This window comes from Oxalicibacterium sp. (genome assembly GCF_057353965.1).
Genome location: NZ_JBMQZD010000007.1, coordinates 165,683 through 181,032, shown reverse-complemented (window position 1 = coordinate 181,032; position 15,350 = coordinate 165,683). Strand labels below are relative to the sequence as shown.

The 15,350-nt window shown below is 62.8% G+C and carries 9 protein-coding genes; 1 reads left to right on the top strand and 8 read right to left on the bottom strand.

The features are described 5' to 3' along the window. Positions 1-20: 20 nt before the first annotated feature. Together ACO1VH_RS12615 and ACO1VH_RS12610 are read right to left on the bottom strand one after the other, a co-directional pair. Complete coding sequence (locus ACO1VH_RS12615; protein WP_486244829.1) at positions 21-1,019, bottom strand: SLAC1 anion channel family protein; 999 nt, start codon at positions 1,017-1,019, stop codon at positions 21-23. Positions 1,020-1,114: 95 nt separating this feature from the next. Continuing rightward, on the bottom strand, positions 1,115-1,453 hold the full coding sequence (locus ACO1VH_RS12610; protein ID WP_486245140.1) for a carboxymuconolactone decarboxylase family protein: 339 nt from the start codon (positions 1,451-1,453) through the stop codon (positions 1,115-1,117). 112 nt (positions 1,454-1,565) lie between these two features. On the opposite strand from ACO1VH_RS12610, the gene ACO1VH_RS12605 reads away from it, so the two are divergent. Then, positions 1,566-2,483, top strand: coding sequence for an AraC family transcriptional regulator (locus ACO1VH_RS12605; RefSeq protein WP_486244828.1), 918 nt, complete (start codon positions 1,566-1,568; stop codon positions 2,481-2,483). Positions 2,484-2,553: 70 nt separating this feature from the next. Here ACO1VH_RS12605 and ACO1VH_RS12600 read toward each other — a convergent pair whose 3' ends face one another. The 6 genes from ACO1VH_RS12600 to ACO1VH_RS12575 all read right to left on the bottom strand — a co-directional run bounded on the left by ACO1VH_RS12600 (position 2,554) and on the right by ACO1VH_RS12575 (position 15,272). Beyond that, a complete protein-coding gene (locus ACO1VH_RS12600) occupies positions 2,554-4,044 on the bottom strand; it encodes an MFS transporter (RefSeq protein ID WP_486244827.1) in 1,491 nt (496 codons plus the stop codon). 97 nt (positions 4,045-4,141) lie between these two features. After that, positions 4,142-5,620 carry a SulP family inorganic anion transporter gene (locus ACO1VH_RS12595; RefSeq protein ID WP_486244826.1) on the bottom strand — a complete coding sequence of 493 codons (1,479 nt, stop codon included), beginning with the start codon at positions 5,618-5,620 and terminating at the stop codon, positions 4,142-4,144. Between the two features lie 437 nt (positions 5,621-6,057). Continuing rightward, on the bottom strand, positions 6,058-7,584 hold the full coding sequence (locus tag ACO1VH_RS12590) for an efflux transporter outer membrane subunit (protein ID WP_486244825.1): 1,527 nt from the start codon (positions 7,582-7,584) through the stop codon (positions 6,058-6,060). A gap of 67 nt (positions 7,585-7,651) precedes the next feature. Further along, entirely contained in the window at positions 7,652-10,771 is a 3,120-nt protein-coding gene (locus ACO1VH_RS12585; RefSeq protein ID WP_486244824.1) for a multidrug efflux RND transporter permease subunit, read from the bottom strand. Beyond that, positions 10,768-13,908, bottom strand: coding sequence for an MdtB/MuxB family multidrug efflux RND transporter permease subunit (locus tag ACO1VH_RS12580; protein ID WP_486244823.1), 3,141 nt, complete (start codon positions 13,906-13,908; stop codon positions 10,768-10,770). Before ACO1VH_RS12580 ends, ACO1VH_RS12585 begins: the two co-directional genes overlap by 4 nt. Further along, complete coding sequence (locus tag ACO1VH_RS12575; RefSeq protein WP_486244822.1) at positions 13,905-15,272, bottom strand: MdtA/MuxA family multidrug efflux RND transporter periplasmic adaptor subunit; 1,368 nt, start codon at positions 15,270-15,272, stop codon at positions 13,905-13,907. Before ACO1VH_RS12575 ends, ACO1VH_RS12580 begins: the two co-directional genes overlap by 4 nt. Positions 15,273-15,350: the final 78 nt, after the last annotated feature.

Sequence of the window (15,350 nt, the reverse complement as noted above, 5' to 3'; positions counted from 1 at the left end):
CGTAGGTCGCGAACCGCCTTTCAACCCACCAGTTTCTGCAATTCGCCTCTGGCGATGCCGGACAGCGTGCGCCATGCCAGTCCGAGGATGACCACGGTTGCAATGGCGAGCAGCAGGCCGGCAACGATATTGGTAAAGACGCCAGGTGCATGCGCGGCGTAGCGCAATGCGGTCGCTGCCGTTGCGGCCAGCGGGAAGCTGGCTGCCCACCATGCCACGCGGAAAGGGCAGCAACGCGGCAGATGCCGCAGCCTGCCAAGCAACACGGCCGTCATGAACAGCATCAGCATGTAGAGCGCTTCGGCAAAGAAATCGATGCGGCCGGTGGTCGCTACATAGGCCGCAAAACCGACGGCGAAAGGTGCGCCCAGAATCAGCAGCGAAGGCTGCATGGCGGCCGGCAACGGCTCTTCGTACATCAGTCGCGACAGGATCATCGTAAACAACGGTATGGCAAAGAACAGGCCGACGGCCGTGGCGAACACCATCACCGCGTGCAGGCTGTGTTCCCAGCCGAGCGCCGGCACGGCAAGCGGAATGTCGATCAGGCCCACGGCAGGCACGATCCACGCCGGCGTGGCATGCGCGGCCTTTTGGCGAGTGGTGATCCAGCGCGATACGATGGCCCAGGCAAATACCGTCATCAGGATTGCACCTATGCTCCAGACGACGCGTGCCAGCGTCAGATTGATGTCGACCAGCAGCAGCGGCAACAACAACATGCTGACCAGTGGCGTGCCGAACAGGTTGCCGGCCACAGGGTGCTGAAACTCTGCGCGTACGGCGTCGAAATCGGTCAATGCCTTGATGCCGTAGGCAACGCCCTGTGCAATGAAAGCCAGGATGGCCAGTGTGGCAAACGCATGTGCAATCCACGAGGGGGCATCGAATTGCGCATGCGCGAGACGCCATGCCACGGACAAGCCGGTGAGTCCCATGACGGCACCGAACAGGGCCACTGGCAGATAGCTCAGGCGTTTGCCTGTGACGGCAGCTTGTGATGGGGTGACGGTATTCATGTTTTCTCCCTGATGAGGCGATAGACGTTGCGGCCGGTTCATCGCGCTGATGATTGTGTTGATACATCGTCGCGATGAACGGACCGTAACGTGCATCAGGCCTTGGTAGCGGTTACTGCATCGAGTGCGCGTGCCGTATAGACCATTGCTGCGCCGGCATTCATCGCAATGGCGACGCTCAGTGCATCGGCGAGTTCTTCCTGCGTCACGCCTTGCTGCAATGCGCGTTGCGCGTGGATGGCGATACAGCCGTCGCAGCGCGTGGTCACGGCTACGGCCAGCGAAATCAGTTCGGCCGTCTTGCCGTCGAGGCGGCCGGGTTTGGTGGCGGCACCGGCGAGTGCCTGATAACCCTTGACGGTATCCGGCGACAGCGTGGCGTAATCGCCGACGCGTTGCATGAGTTCGGTGCGGTAGTTGTTCCAGTCGAGCATGATTTTCTCCTTGGTGTGCGGCGCGACGGACGTCGCTGCCATGGAGACAGTATTGCGTGCGTCGTCGATATCATGAATACTGCGACGTATTCATTTTTAGCGGATTCGTATCATGGACGCACTGACCCGCCTGATTCAGCTTGCGCGGCCGCAGGCCAGTCTGGAGTTGCGCTGCCAGCTCACAGGCAAATTTGCGCTGCCGCATCAATCGCCGACGGACATTGCTCCGTTTCATCTGGCCTTGCACGGCCGATGTGCGATCGAGACGCCCGACGGTTCGGTGTTGACGCTGGAGGCCGGCGACATCGTGATGTTTCCACGCGGCGGCGCGCACTGGATACGCGATGTCGACCTGCGCGCCAAACGCGCGACGCGGCCGACCTTTTCGCACGACGGCGTGCTGACACTGGAGCGCGTCGGCAGCGGCGAGCCGGACATCGATCTGCTGTGCGGTCGTTTCGAATATGCGCACGGACCGGCGGCGCTGTTGTTGCGTGCGTTGCCCGATCCGTTACACGTTTCGCTGGTTGAAGGCGACAGCGCATCGCATCTGCATGCGCTGGTTGCGCTGATGCGCGACGAGGCGGAACGCCGTCAGCCGGGTGCGCTCGCCATCGTTACCGCGCTGAGCCAGGCATTGTTCGCGATGGCCTTGCGCGCCTACGGCGCACAGCATCCGGATGCTGCCAACGTCTTGACGCTCTCCTCCGATGCGCGAATGGGGCCGTCGATACGCGCGTTGCTGGCCGAACCCGGACGGCCATGGACGATCGAAGAGCTGGGCAGTCTGTCAGCGATGTCGCGCGCGACGTACGCGCGGCATTTCCGCGAAAAAGCCGGCATGACGGTCTGGGAATTCCTGAATCAGGTGCGCATGACGATTGCAGCGGACCTGCTGCGGCGGACGACGCGCAACGCAGCCGATATCGGCATGGAAGTCGGCTACCAGTCGGAAGCGGCATTCGGCAAGGCATTCCAGCAATACATGGGTATGCCGCCGGGGCGCTATCGCCGCAATGGTCAGGCGTAGGCAGATATGGCGGCGGTTCGTGCGCGAGTATGCGACGGTGCCGACCGCGCCTGCCGATCGTCTGTGATCGTCACCGTGCCACTGGCGTCGTATTGTCGGCCTTGCCTGCCGTATCGCCGGTTGTATTTGCTGTCTGACGCAGCCAATCGTGATGCCGGTGATAGAAAACGGCACTGATCAGCAGCACCGCCATCAGCGCGAATTCGGTGCCCAGCGCCGCAACGATCGCCTTCAGGTAATCGCCGCCCTGGTGCAACACCTGCGCCAGCACCGTGCCGAGCAGTGCGGATCCGAGTCCGAACGCTGCCTGCTGCACCGTCGACAGCATCGAACTGCCGGCACCGGCCTGTTCGGTCGGCACGTCGGACAAGCCGATGCGGAAGAAGCTGCCGACGATCAATGCCTGGCCGAAACCGATGAACATCGTCGCCGGTATCAGATGCAGCACGCCGGGATGCGGCCACGTCAGCTTCAACGTCAGCATCAATCCCAGCAAGCCGATCATCTGGATCACGCAGCCCAGCATCAGCGTCGGTGCCTGTCCGATGCGGCGGACGAAGCGCACGCTGTTCAGCGACGACAGGAAGTAGATTGCGCCCATCGCGATGAAGGAGTTGCCGGCTTGCAGCGGCGACAATCCGGCGCCGCTCTGCAGCGTCAGCGACATCGTGAACATGTAGCCGCTCCAGCACGAAAAAAACAGCACGGCGATGACGAGACCGAAGCGCGTGCTCGGAATGCGCAGCAATGCTGGCGGCAGCAGCGGATGTGCGCCACGCCGTTCTTCGTTGCGTTCGACGCGCCACAACCAAGCCAGCAGCGGCGGCACTGCGACGAGCAAGGCGACGTATGGCCATGACCAGTGACGCACCGGGCCGAGCGCCAGCGGCAATAGCAGACTGACGATCACCAGCGCCAGCAACGTGGTGCCGGACCAGTCGATGTCGGTGCGTGTGGTGCGTTTCGTTTCCGGAATCCAGCGCGGCGTTGCCACCAGCAATGCCGCGCAGATCGGCAGGTTGATCAGGAACACGCTGCGCCAGCCCAGCCCGGCGATATCGGCCGAAACCAGAAAGCCCCCCAGCACCTGCCCGACGATGAAGGCCAGTCCGCCAATTGCACCGTAGTAGCCGATGGCGCGCGAATGTTCATGGCCGGACAGGCCGACGTGGATCGTCGCCAGAATCTGCGGCACGATCAGCGCCGCGCCGACGCCCTGCAGCATGCGCGCGAACAGCAGCATCCAGATCGAGCCGGCCAGGCCGCACAGCAACGAAGCAAGTCCGAATACCTGCACGCCCCACAGGAACAGCCGGCGCCGTCCGAAGTTGTCGCCGAGGCGGCCACCCATCGCCAGGCAGACCGCGAAGGCGACGCCGTAGACGGCGACGATCAGTTCCAGTTCGGTCGCAGTTGCGTGGAAGGTTTGTGCGATCGCATCGAGCGCGACGTTGACGATGGAGAAGTCGATCTGCGGCAGCAGCTGTCCGGCAAGAAGAACGGCAAGCCCGGCCGCGCCGAGCTGGCTGCCGGGGGAAGAATGGGCGGAGGAGGTGGCCATGAAAACCAGAAGCGAAATGCGGAGCAGGCATGGTATCCGCAATGCCGCAAGGCTGCAGGAGGCGGGCCGATTACCTCTCCTGCAGCATGGCCTTTCGTCAGTGTCCGGCCACTTGCTGTGTTGCGCCAGCCTTGTCGTGCGTGCCGAATTTCTCGACCATCGTCGCGCTGGCGCGATTCAAGCCGTTGACGTCGACGACGATGCCGTTGCGGCGGAACTTGAAGACGATGCGGTCCAGCGCCTCGATCGCGGTGATGTCCCAGAAATGTGCGTGCGACAGGTCGAGATGCACGGCGGTGACGGCCTCCTTGAAATCGAATTCCGATACCAGCGCTTCGGACGACGCGAAGAACACCTGGCCGCGCACCTGATAGCGACGCGTGCGGCTTTCTTCGTCCAGCGTCGACGTGACGTCCAGTACCGAGCGTACCTTGGATGCGAAGAACAGTGCGCTCAGCAGCACGCCTGCGCCGACGCCGATGGCGAGGTTGTGCGTGGCGACCACGACGATCACGGTGGTCAGCATCACGATCGATGAAGTCGTCGGATGCGATGTCAGGTTCTTCAGCGAACGCCAGCTGAACGTGCTGATCGACACCATCACCATCACGGCCACCAGCGCCGCCATCGGAATCTGCTTGACCCACGGGCCGAGGAAGACGACCAGGATCAGCAGGAAGATGCCGGCGAGGAAAGTGGAAAGCCGTCCGCGTCCGCCGGAGCGCACGTTGATCACCGACTGTCCGATCATCGCGCAACCCGGCATGCCGCCGACCATGCCGGCGGCGATGTTGGCAATGCCCTGCCCGCGGCATTCGCGATTCTTGTCGCTCGGCGTGTCGGTGAAATCATCGATGATGGAGGCAGTCATCAGCGACTCGAGCAGGCCGACGATGGCGATCGCGAACGAATACGGCAGGATGATCTGCAGCGTCTCCATTGTCAGCGGCACGGAAGGCCAGGCAATCGTCGGCAGACTGTCCGGGAATGCGCCCATGTCGCCGACCGTGCGCACCGGCAGATGCAAGGTCATGGCGATGATCGTCAGCACGATGATGCAGATCAGCGGCGACGGCACGGCGGTCGTCAGACGCGGCAGCAGATAGATGATCGCGAGGCCGCCAGCCACCATGGCCCAAACGACGGGGCCGTGGTTCAGTTCCGGCAACTGCGCGAGAAAAATCAGGATGGCCAGCGCATTGACGAAGCCGGTGATCACCGAGCGCGACACAAAACGCATCAATGCACCGAGGCGCAGCAGGCCCGCGATGATCTGGAAGACGCCGGCCAGGATGCCGGCAGCCAGCAGATAAGACACGCCATGATCCTTGACGAGATCGACGACCAGCAACGCAATGGCGCCGGTCGCCGCAGAGATCATGGCCGGCCGGCCGCCGGCGATGGCAGATACGGCAGCGATGACGAAGGCGGCATACAGCGCCACCTGCGGATCGACGCCGGCGATGGCGGCAAAGGCCAGCGCTTCCGGAATCAGCGCGAGCGCGACGACGAGGCCGGACAGGATGTCGGCACGGATGTTCGAGAACCATTGTTCTCGCAGTGAAGGGTATTTCATCGGCAGCAATCGAAATGATCGATGCGGCGAGCCATGACATGGCTATGGTCATGGCCGCATTGCCTGCATCGAGGGGGTGATCATGCGCATGCCGCGCCACGCGCGGATGCGAAGGGAATGCCAAGGCCATTCCGCTCGGCGCACGACGAGCGCGCGGCAAAGACAGAGGAAGGGCGATGGCGGAAAGGCGTGAACTACATCGGTATGCGGGAAATGTGCGGAATGGGCGAAGTACGTGGAGAAGCGATCACCACGCAATCGCAGGCGCCATGGTAAACGATGCGGCGATCGTTGGCAAAACGTGCCATGAGGGAAACAGTGCGACCGGCATGTAGCGGCTCAGGTGTGCGTGTCAGCAGTGATGCACCTGCGTAATCGACCGACATCACCGCGACCAACATCACCGGCCGATTTCGTAGGCGATATGTTCTCTACGATCAGCCTGGTGATGCGCCGTCGGTGTTTTGCGGCACCACGTCGGCGTCGTGATTGCCATCGCGATTCGTTTGGTCTGAGGCTTCCGCATGCCAGCCGCCGCCCAATGCCTTGATCAGCAGCACGCTGGCGGCAAGCCGCCGATTGAGGATGTTGACGGCGCTGATCTCGCTGTCCAGTGCGGTCGTCTGCGCGGTGATCACGTCCAGATAGCTGACGAGACCGGACTTGTACTGGTTGGTCGCGATTTCCACCGACTTGCGTGCCAGTTGCACGCCCTCGCCTTGCGTTTGTGCTTCCTGTTCGAGAATGCGCAACGCGGCCAGATTGTCTTCCACTTCCTGGAAGCCGGTCAGCACGGTCTGCCGGTACAGCGCGACGTTTTCGTCGTAGGCGGCGATCGCCTGATCGGTCTGCGCCTGACGCGCGCCGAAGTCGAGCAGCGTCTGCGCCAGCGTCGGGCCGATCGACCAGAAGCGGTTCGGCAATGTCAGCAGGTGCGACATGCTGTCGTTCTGGTAGCCGACGTTGGCCGACAGCCCCAGCGATGGAAACCATGCGGATTTGGCGATGCCGATTTCGGCATTGGCAGCGGCCAGTCGGCGTTCGGCGGCAGCGATGTCGGGCCGGCGTTCCAGCAATGCGGACGGCACGCTCAGCGGGATGTCAGGTACGGATGCGGTCAGCGGTGCCGGCGCTATATCGAATTCGGCCGGCGCCTTGCCGACCAGCAGCGCGATCGCGTGTTCCAGTTGTGCGCGCTGCACGCCGATGTCCAGCGCCTGCGTCTGCGTGGTTTTCAGCTGGGTTTGCGCGCGCACCACATCGGCACGCGCGGCCACGCCGGCGGCGTACTGATTTTGCGTCAGCTTCAGCGAACGCTCGTAATCTGCCAGCGTGCGATCCAGCAACGCCTTCTGCGAATCGAGCGCGCGCAGCTGGAAGTAGTTCTGCGCCAGCTGCGCCTGCATGCTGAGGCGCGTGTTTTCCAGATCGGCGGCGCTGGCTTGCGCACTGTTCGTATTGGCTTCCACCGTGCGGCGCACGCGGCCCCACAGGTCGACTTCCCAGCTTGCGCCTAGCGATGCGCCGTAGTTGGTGCGTACGCCGCTGCCGCTGGTGGTGGCGTTGGTTACCTGATTGTTGCGCACGGTTGCACTGCTGGAACGCGTGACATCGAATTCGCCGGTGATGGTCGGGAAGTATTCGGAACGTGCCGATTGCACCAGTGCCTGCGCCTGACGATAGGCGGCCTCGGCCTGTGCCAGGCTCAGGTTCGATGTGTTGACCTGTTCCTGCAGGGTATTCAGCAGCGGATCGCCGAAGATTTCCCACCAGTTGCCGCGCAGCGCCGCATCGTTCGGTTGCGCGGTCTTCCAGCCGTTCGCTTCCTTGAAGGCGGCCGGCTGCGCAACCTCGGGACGCACGTAGTCGGGGCCGACTGCGCAGGCGCTCAACAGTAACGTTGAGAGCAGCGCCGAGGCGACGGCGGCGGCCGACGGCTTGATGCGATAGCGGTGCGGCTTCATTGTGCTTCCATTCATTTCATATCTCGATTTCATATTCCGTTCGGTTCGTATCTGTTTACATGCCGATTCAGGTTGCCGAGTCTGCCGCTGTGTCCGGCGACGGATGGCGGCGGCGCCAGCGCGACCACATGCGGTGGCTCCAGGCGCTGAAGCGGTCCATGTACAGATAGACGACCGGCGTCGTGTACAGCGTCAGCATCTGGCTGACAACCAGGCCGCCGACGATGGTCACGCCGAGCGGACGACGCAGTTCGGAACCGGTTCCTGTGCCCAGCATCAGCGGCAGCGCGCCCAGCAGCGCGGCGGCCGTCGTCATCATGATCGGACGGAAGCGCAGCACGCAGGCCTGCCGGATCGCATCGCGCGGCGTGCGGTTTTCGGTGCGCTGTGCGACCAGTGCGAAGTCGATCATCATGATCGCGTTCTTTTTGACGATGCCGATCAGCAGGATGATGCCGATGAAGCCCATGATCGACAGGTCCATGTGGAACAGCAGCAGCGCAAGGATGGCACCGACACCGGCCGACGGCAGCGTGGACAGGATCGTGATCGGATGCACATAGCTTTCGTACAGCATGCCGAGCACGATGTAGATCGTCGCCAGCGAAGCGAACAGCAGGAACGGCAGGCTGGAGAACGACGACTGGAACACCTTGGCCGTGCCCTGGAAGCTGCCGTGCACGGTGTTCGGCATGTGCAGCGTGTCGACCTTGGCGTTGATTGCTTCGGCCGCTTCGCTGAGCGTGACGTTGGGGGCGAGGTTGAACGAAATCGTCGTCGCCGCGAACTGGCCCTGATGATCCACCGACAGCGTGGTCGAGGTCGGCTCGAAACTGGAGAATGCCGACAGCGGCACCATCGTGCCTTCGCTGTTGCGCACGTGGAGATCGCGCAGGATTTCCGGCCGCTGCCAGTATTGCGGCGCGACTTCCATGATCACGTGATATTGATTGCGCTGCGCATAGATGACCGATGCCTGGCGCTGGCCGAAGGCGTCGTACAGCACCGCATCGACTTCGGCTTGCGTGACGCCCAGGCGCGCCGCGGTATCGCGATCGACGTTCAGCGTGATCTGCAGGCCGCGATCCTGCTGCGAGGTGTTGACGTCCAGCAGCTGCGGCACGGTGCGCAACGCTTCCAGCACGCGCGGCCCCCACAGATCGAGCGCGTTCAATTCGTCCGCCTGCAGCGTGTACTGGTATTGCGCATTGCTGGAGCGGCCGCCGACGCGGATATCCTGCGCCGCCTGCATGAACAGCGTCGCGCCCGGTACGCGCGCCAGCTTGCCGCGCAGCCGGTTGATGACGTCGTCGGCGCTGACCTTGCGTTCGTTCAGCGGTTTCAGCGTGATGAACATCTGCCCGCTATTGCGCCGGCTGCCGCCGGTAAAGCCGATCACGCTGGCGACGGCCGGATCGGCACGGATGATGTCGATGAAAGCCGTCAGCTTCGGCTGCATCGCCTGGAACGAAGTCGCCTGATCGGCCTGGATGAAGCCCATGATGCGGCCGGTGTCCTGTTGTGGGAAAAAGCCCTTGGGAACCACACCGTACAGATAGAAGTTGAAGCCGACCACCGCCACCAGGATCAGCATCATGATGCGCGTATGGCGCAGCGCCCAGTCGAGACTGCGTTCGTAGTGGTGGATCATCCAGTCGAATACGCGTTCGCCGGCCAGATACCAGCGATTGCGTTTCTGTTCCACCGTCTCACGCCGCAGGATGCGCGCGCACATCATCGGCGTGGTTGTCAGCGACACGACCAGCGAGACCAGTACCGCCGCCGACAGCGTGATCGCGAATTCGTGGAAGTAGCGGCCGACCAGTCCGCCCATCAGCAGCATCGGGATGAACACGGCAACCAGCGAGATCGACATCGACAGCACCGTGAAGCCGACTTCGCGCGCGCCGAGCAGCGCCGCTTGCAGCGGCTTCATGCCCTTCTCGATATGGCGCATCACGTTTTCCAGCACGACGATCGCATCGTCGACGACGAAGCCGGTCGAGATCGTCAGCGCCATCAGCGAGAAGTTGTTCAGGCTGAAACCGAGCAGATACATGATGCCGAAGGTACCCAGCAGCGAGATCGGCACCGCCACGCTCGGGATGATGCTGGCACGTACGTTGCGCAAGAACAGGAAGACCACCATGATCACCAGCGCAATCGATATCACCAGCGTGAATTCGACGTCGTGCAACGAAGCGCGGATCGTCGTCGTCTGGTCCAGCACGACATCCATGTCGATTGCGGCCGGGATCGACGCCTGCAGGTTGGGCAGCAAGGCGCGCACGCGATCGACGGTTTCGATGATGTTGGCGTTCGGCTGGCGGTTCATGATCAGCAGCACCGAGCGCTTGCCGTTGGCCATGCCGGCGTTGCGCAAGTCTTCCACCGAATCGGTGACTTCGGCCACGCTGGACAATTGCACCGGCGCGCCGTTGCGCCAGGTGACGATCAGCGGCCGGTACTGGGCGGCAGTCTTCGCCTGATCGTCGGTGGCGACTTGCCACTGACGCTGCTCGCTTTCCACATAGCCTTTCGGCCGGTTGGCATTGCTCTCCTGCAGCGCAGTGCGGACTTCGTCTAGGCCGACGCCGTACTTGTTCAATGCCATCGGATTGAGTTCGACGCGCACTGCCGGCAGCGAACTGCCGCCGACGCTGACTTGGCCGATGCCCTGCACTTGCGACAGCTTCTGCTGCAGGATGGTGGAGGCGGCGTCGTACAGCTGGCCCTGCGTCATTGTGTCGGACGTCAGCGCGATGATCATGATCGGCGCATCGGCCGGATTGACCTTGCGATAGGTCGGATTGCTGCGCAGCGTGGATGGCAGATCGGCGCGCGCGGCATTGATCGCGGCCTGTACGTCGCGCGCGGCGCCGTCGATATCGCGATCGAGATCGAACTGCAGGATGATGCGGGCCGAGCCGGACGAACTGCTCGACGTCATTTCAGTAATGCCGGCGATGCGGCCCAGCGAACGTTCCAGCGGCGTGGCGACGGTGGAAGCCATCGTCTCGGGACTGGCGCCCGGCAAGGAAGCCGAAACCAGGATGGTCGGAAAATCCACTTGCGGCAACGGCGATACCGGCAGCAGGCCGAACGACACGATGCCGGCCAGCGCGACGCCCAGCGTCAGCAGCGTGGTGGCGACGGCGCGGTGGATGAAGGCGGCGGACAGGTTCATGGCGGATTCATTGCCTCGCCCGATGCATCGTCAAGCGTGTCGTTACGCGTATCGTCTTCGGCCAAACGTTTGGCGCCGAAGCGCTCGGCCAGCCTGTCGAATGCCAGATAGATCACCGGCGTTGTGAACAGCGTCAGCACCTGGCTGACGATCAGGCCGCCGACGATGGCGATGCCGAGCGGACGGCGCAGTTCGGAACCGACGCCGGTGCCCAGCATCAGCGGCAATGCGCCCAGCAGCGCCGCCATCGTCGTCATCATGATCGGACGGAAGCGCAGCAGGCAGGCCTGATAGATCGCGTCGCGCGGCGACATGCCTTCCTTGCGTTCGGCTTCCAGCGCAAAGTCGATCATCATGATCGCGTTCTTCTTGACGATGCCGATCAGCAGGATGATGCCGATCACCGCGATGATGCCGAGATCGCTGCGCGCAATCAGCAACGCCAGCAGTGCGCCCATGCCGGCCGACGGCAAGGTAGAAAGAATCGTGATCGGGTGGATATAGCTTTCGTACAGCACGCCAAGCACGATGTAGACAGTGACGATGGCAGCCAGGATCAGCAGCAGCGTGTTCGACAGCGAGGCCTTGAACGCCAGCGCGGCGCCCTGGAAAGTGATCTGCGTGCTGGCCGGCAGGCCGATTTCATCCTTCGCCTGTTCGATCGCATCGACCGCGTCACCCAGCGAAGCGCCGGGCGCGAGGTTGAACGAAATCGTCGCTGCCGGGAACTGGCCGACATGATTGATCACCAGCGGCGTCGAGCGCTGCACCAGTGTCGTGATCGTCGACAGCGGAATCTGCTGGCCGTCCGACGTGGCGACGTAGATGTGGTCCAGTGCTTCCAGTCCCTTGCGGAATTCCGGCTTCACTTCCAGCACGACGCGGTACTGGTTGGTCTGCGTGAAGATGGTCGACACGATGCGCTGGCCGAATGCGCTGTACAGTGTGTTGTCGATCGCGGCCGGCGTGATGCCGAGGCGCGATGCGGTGCCGCGGTCGATCAGCAGCGCCGCCTGCAGGCCGTTGTCCTGCAGGTCGCTGGCGACGTCACGCAGCTGCGGCAGCGATGCCAGTTTGTCCACCAGCTTCGGCACCCAGGCGCTCAACACGTTGGAATCGGCATCCTGCAGCGTGAACTGGTATTGCGTACGCGAGACGCGCGTTTCGATCGTCAGATCCTGCACCGGCTGCATGTACAGCGAAATGTCGTGCACATCGGCCAGCTTGTTCTGCAGGCGGTCGATGATCTCCGATGCGCTGGCGTCGCGTTCCTCGAACGGTTTCAGGTTGATCTGGATGCGGCCGCTGTTCATCGTCGTGTTGGTGCCGTCGACACCGATGAAGGACGACAGGCTTTCGACATCCGGATCCTGCAGGATGATCTTTGCCAGCGCCTGTTGACGTTCGGACATCGCCTGGAATGAGATCGATTGCGGCGCTTCCGAAATGCCCTGGATCACGCCGGTATCCTGTATCGGGAAGAAGCCTTTCGGAATGAAGACATACAGCAGCACAGTCAGTAGCAGCGTGACGATGGCGACGATCAGGGTCGCGGTTTGGCGCTCCAGCACCCACGTCAGCCATTTGCCGTATTGCGCGATCGTGCGATCGAAGAAGGCGCCGGAGGCGTGATAGAAGCGGCTTTGCTTTTCTTCAGGCACGTGGTGCAGCAGCTTGGCGCACATCATCGGCGTCAGTGTCAGCGAGACGATGGCAGAAATGATGATGGTGACCGACAGCGTGATCGCGAATTCGCGGAACAGTCGGCCAACGACGTCGCCCATGAACAGCAGCGGAATCAGCACTGCAATCAGCGAGATCGTCAGTGACAGAATCGTAAAGCCGATCTGCGCCGAGCCCTTCAATGCTGCCTTCAACGGCGATTCGCCTTCCTCGATGTAGCGCGCGATGTTTTCGATCATCACGATTGCATCGTCGACGACGAAGCCGGTGGAAATCGTCAGCGCCATCAGCGACAGGTTGTTCAGGCTGAAGCCGGCCAGATACATGACGCCGAACGAACCGATCAGCGACAGTGGCACCGCCACGCTGGGGATGATGGTGGCGGGGATATTGCGCAGGAACAGGAAGATCACCAGCACGACCAGTGCCACGGCCAGCACCAGCTCGAACTGCACGTCGTTAACCGAGGCGCGTATCGTCGTCGTGCGGTCGCTCAACAGCGACACTTCGACGGAAGACGGCAGCGATGCCTGCAGTTGCGGCAGCAGTTTCTTGACCTGATCGACCACCTGGATCACGTTCGCGCCCGGCTGGCGCTGGATGTTCAGGATGATGGCCGGCTGCTCGTTGACCCATGCCGCCTGCCGGATGTTTTCCGCATCGTCGACGATGTTGGCAACGTCGGTCAGGCGAATCGGCGCGCCGTTTTTGTAGGCGACAATGATCGCCTTGTATTCGGCAGCCGAGCGCAGCTGGTCGTTGGCATCGATCGTGTAGGCGCGTGCCGGTCCGTCGAAACTGCCCTTGGCCTGGTTGACGTTGGCGCTGGCGATTGCGGTGCGGATGTCTTCGATGTTCAGGCCGTAGGCTGCCAGCGCGGTTGGATTGGCCTGGATGCGCACGGCGGGCCGCTGGCCGCCGGACAGGCTGACGAGGCCGACGCCGGTTACCTGCGAAATCTTCTGCGCCAGCCGCGTATCGGCCAGCGATTGCACCTGCGGCAGCGGCAATGTCTTCGACGTCAGCGCCAGCGTCATGATCGGCGTGTCGGCCGGATTGACCTTGCTGTAGATCGGCGGCGCCGGCAGGTCGGACGGCAGCAGGTTGCCGGCGGCGTTGATCGCGGCCTGCACTTCCTGCTCGGCGATGTCGAGACTGAGATCGAGGCTGAACTGCAGCGTGATGACCGATGCGCCGCCGGAACTGGTGGACGACATCTGGTTCAGCCCCGGCATCTGGCCAAACTGGCGTTCCAGCGGCGCCGTCACCGATGACGTCATCACATCGGGACTGGCGCCCGGATACAGCGTGACGACCTGGATCGTCGGGTAATCGACTTCAGGCAGTGCCGACAGCGGCAGCATGCGGTAGGCGAGTACACCCACCAGCAGAATCGCCAGCATCAGCAGCGAGGTCGCAACCGGCCGCAGGATGAAGGGGCGCGACAGACTCATGGATTGGTGCCCTTGGCTGCAGCCGCCGCCTTGCGGTCTTCCGCCGCCGCAGCCTGTGCTGCGGCAGGTGCGCCCGGATGGGCATCCTTGTTGCGATTGCCGCGGCGCGGATGCGCGTCGTTCTGTTCTGCCGGTGCAGTGGTTTTACCATCCTGCTGGGCCACGTCGACCTTGGCACCTTCTCGCAGCTTGTCGGCGCCGTCGACGACGATGCGTTCGCCCGCCTTCAGGCCGGAAACGATTTCGGTGTCGTCGCCTTGCGTGGTGCCGGTCTTGATCGTGCGCACCGATACCGTGCCGTCGGCATTGATGACATAGGCATAGTCGCCCTTGCTGCCGTGCTGGATGCCGGCCGACGGCACGATGACGACATCACGTTTGGTCTCGACCAGCAGCCGCGTGTTGACGAACTGGTTGGCGAACAGGCTGAAGTCTTCATTGGCGAACTGGGCCTTCAGCTTGACGGTGCCGGTGGTTGCATCGATCTGGTTGTCTATCGTCAGCAGCGTGCCGCTCGCCAGCTTGTGCAACTGCGCGCGATCGTAGGCGTCGACGGTCAGTTTCTCGCCTGCCTGCAGGCGGCGCATGACGGCAGGGATATTGTCTTCCGGCATCGTGAAGACGACGCTGATCGGCTGCAACTGCGTGATGACGACGATGCCCGTGGTATCCGACGTCGAAACGATGTTGCCCGGATCAACCTGGCGCAGGCCGACGCGGCCGCCGATCGGCGCGGTGATGCGGGCGTAGGTCAGCTGCAGTTTGGCGGCGTCGATCTGGCCCTGGTCGACCTTGATCGCACCCTGGTACTGGCGTACCAGCGATTCCTGCGTATCGAGCTGCTGGCGTGCGATCGAATCCTGCTTGAACAGCGTGCGGTAGCGCTCCAGATCGATCTGCGCATTCTTCAGCAGCGCCTGGTCGCGTGCCATCTGGCCTTCCGCCTGCGTCAATTCCACCTGATAGGGACGCGGATCGATTTCGGCCAGCAGATCGCCCTTCTTGACGATCTGGCCTTCGCGAAACAGCACTTTCATCAGTTGTCCGCCGACCTGTGATTTCACGGTGACGGCATTCAGCGGCACGGCCGAGCCGAGGCCGTTCAGGTAGACGTTGATGTCGCCGCTGCGGGCAGTGGCGGCAACCACCGGCATGGTCCGGTTTGCCATGCCGGCACCGCCGCGCCGCATCGACTGCACGCCTGCCGCACTGTTGGCTTCGGCCTTGCGCTGCGCGACGAAGTGGCGGATGCCGAGCACGACGGCGATCAGGACGATGAGGCAGATGAGCCAGGGCAGCCAGCGGCGGCGCGGTTTGCCGTTATCGGGTTCGGGTTTGTTGTCGGGCACGGTCAGGTCGTTCATCGGTTTTTATTGGTGCTGGATCGATCGGAAAACTATGGGCAAGACGTGTGACGTCTTGATGTAGTTATGTGTATTTAT

Excerpts from the sequence above, each read along its gene's own strand:
- ACO1VH_RS12590 (WP_486244825.1), bottom strand. The coding sequence starts at position 7,584 with ATGAAGCCGCACCGCTATCGCATCAAGCCGTCGGCCGCCGCCGTCGCC.
- ACO1VH_RS12575 (WP_486244822.1), bottom strand. The coding sequence starts at position 15,272 with ATGAACGACCTGACCGTGCCCGACAACAAACCCGAACCCGATAACGGC.
- ACO1VH_RS12615 (WP_486244829.1), bottom strand. The coding sequence starts at position 1,019 with ATGAATACCGTCACCCCATCACAAGCTGCCGTCACAGGCAAACGCCTG.
- ACO1VH_RS12595 (WP_486244826.1), bottom strand. The coding sequence starts at position 5,620 with ATGAAATACCCTTCACTGCGAGAACAATGGTTCTCGAACATCCGTGCC.
- ACO1VH_RS12585 (WP_486244824.1), bottom strand. The coding sequence starts at position 10,771 with ATGAACCTGTCCGCCGCCTTCATCCACCGCGCCGTCGCCACCACGCTG.
- ACO1VH_RS12600 (WP_486244827.1), bottom strand. The coding sequence starts at position 4,044 with ATGGCCACCTCCTCCGCCCATTCTTCCCCCGGCAGCCAGCTCGGCGCG.
- ACO1VH_RS12610 (WP_486245140.1), bottom strand. The coding sequence starts at position 1,453 with ATGCTCGACTGGAACAACTACCGCACCGAACTCATGCAACGCGTCGGC.
- ACO1VH_RS12580 (WP_486244823.1), bottom strand. The coding sequence starts at position 13,908 with ATGAGTCTGTCGCGCCCCTTCATCCTGCGGCCGGTTGCGACCTCGCTG.
- ACO1VH_RS12605 (WP_486244828.1), top strand. The coding sequence starts at position 1,566 with ATGGACGCACTGACCCGCCTGATTCAGCTTGCGCGGCCGCAGGCCAGT.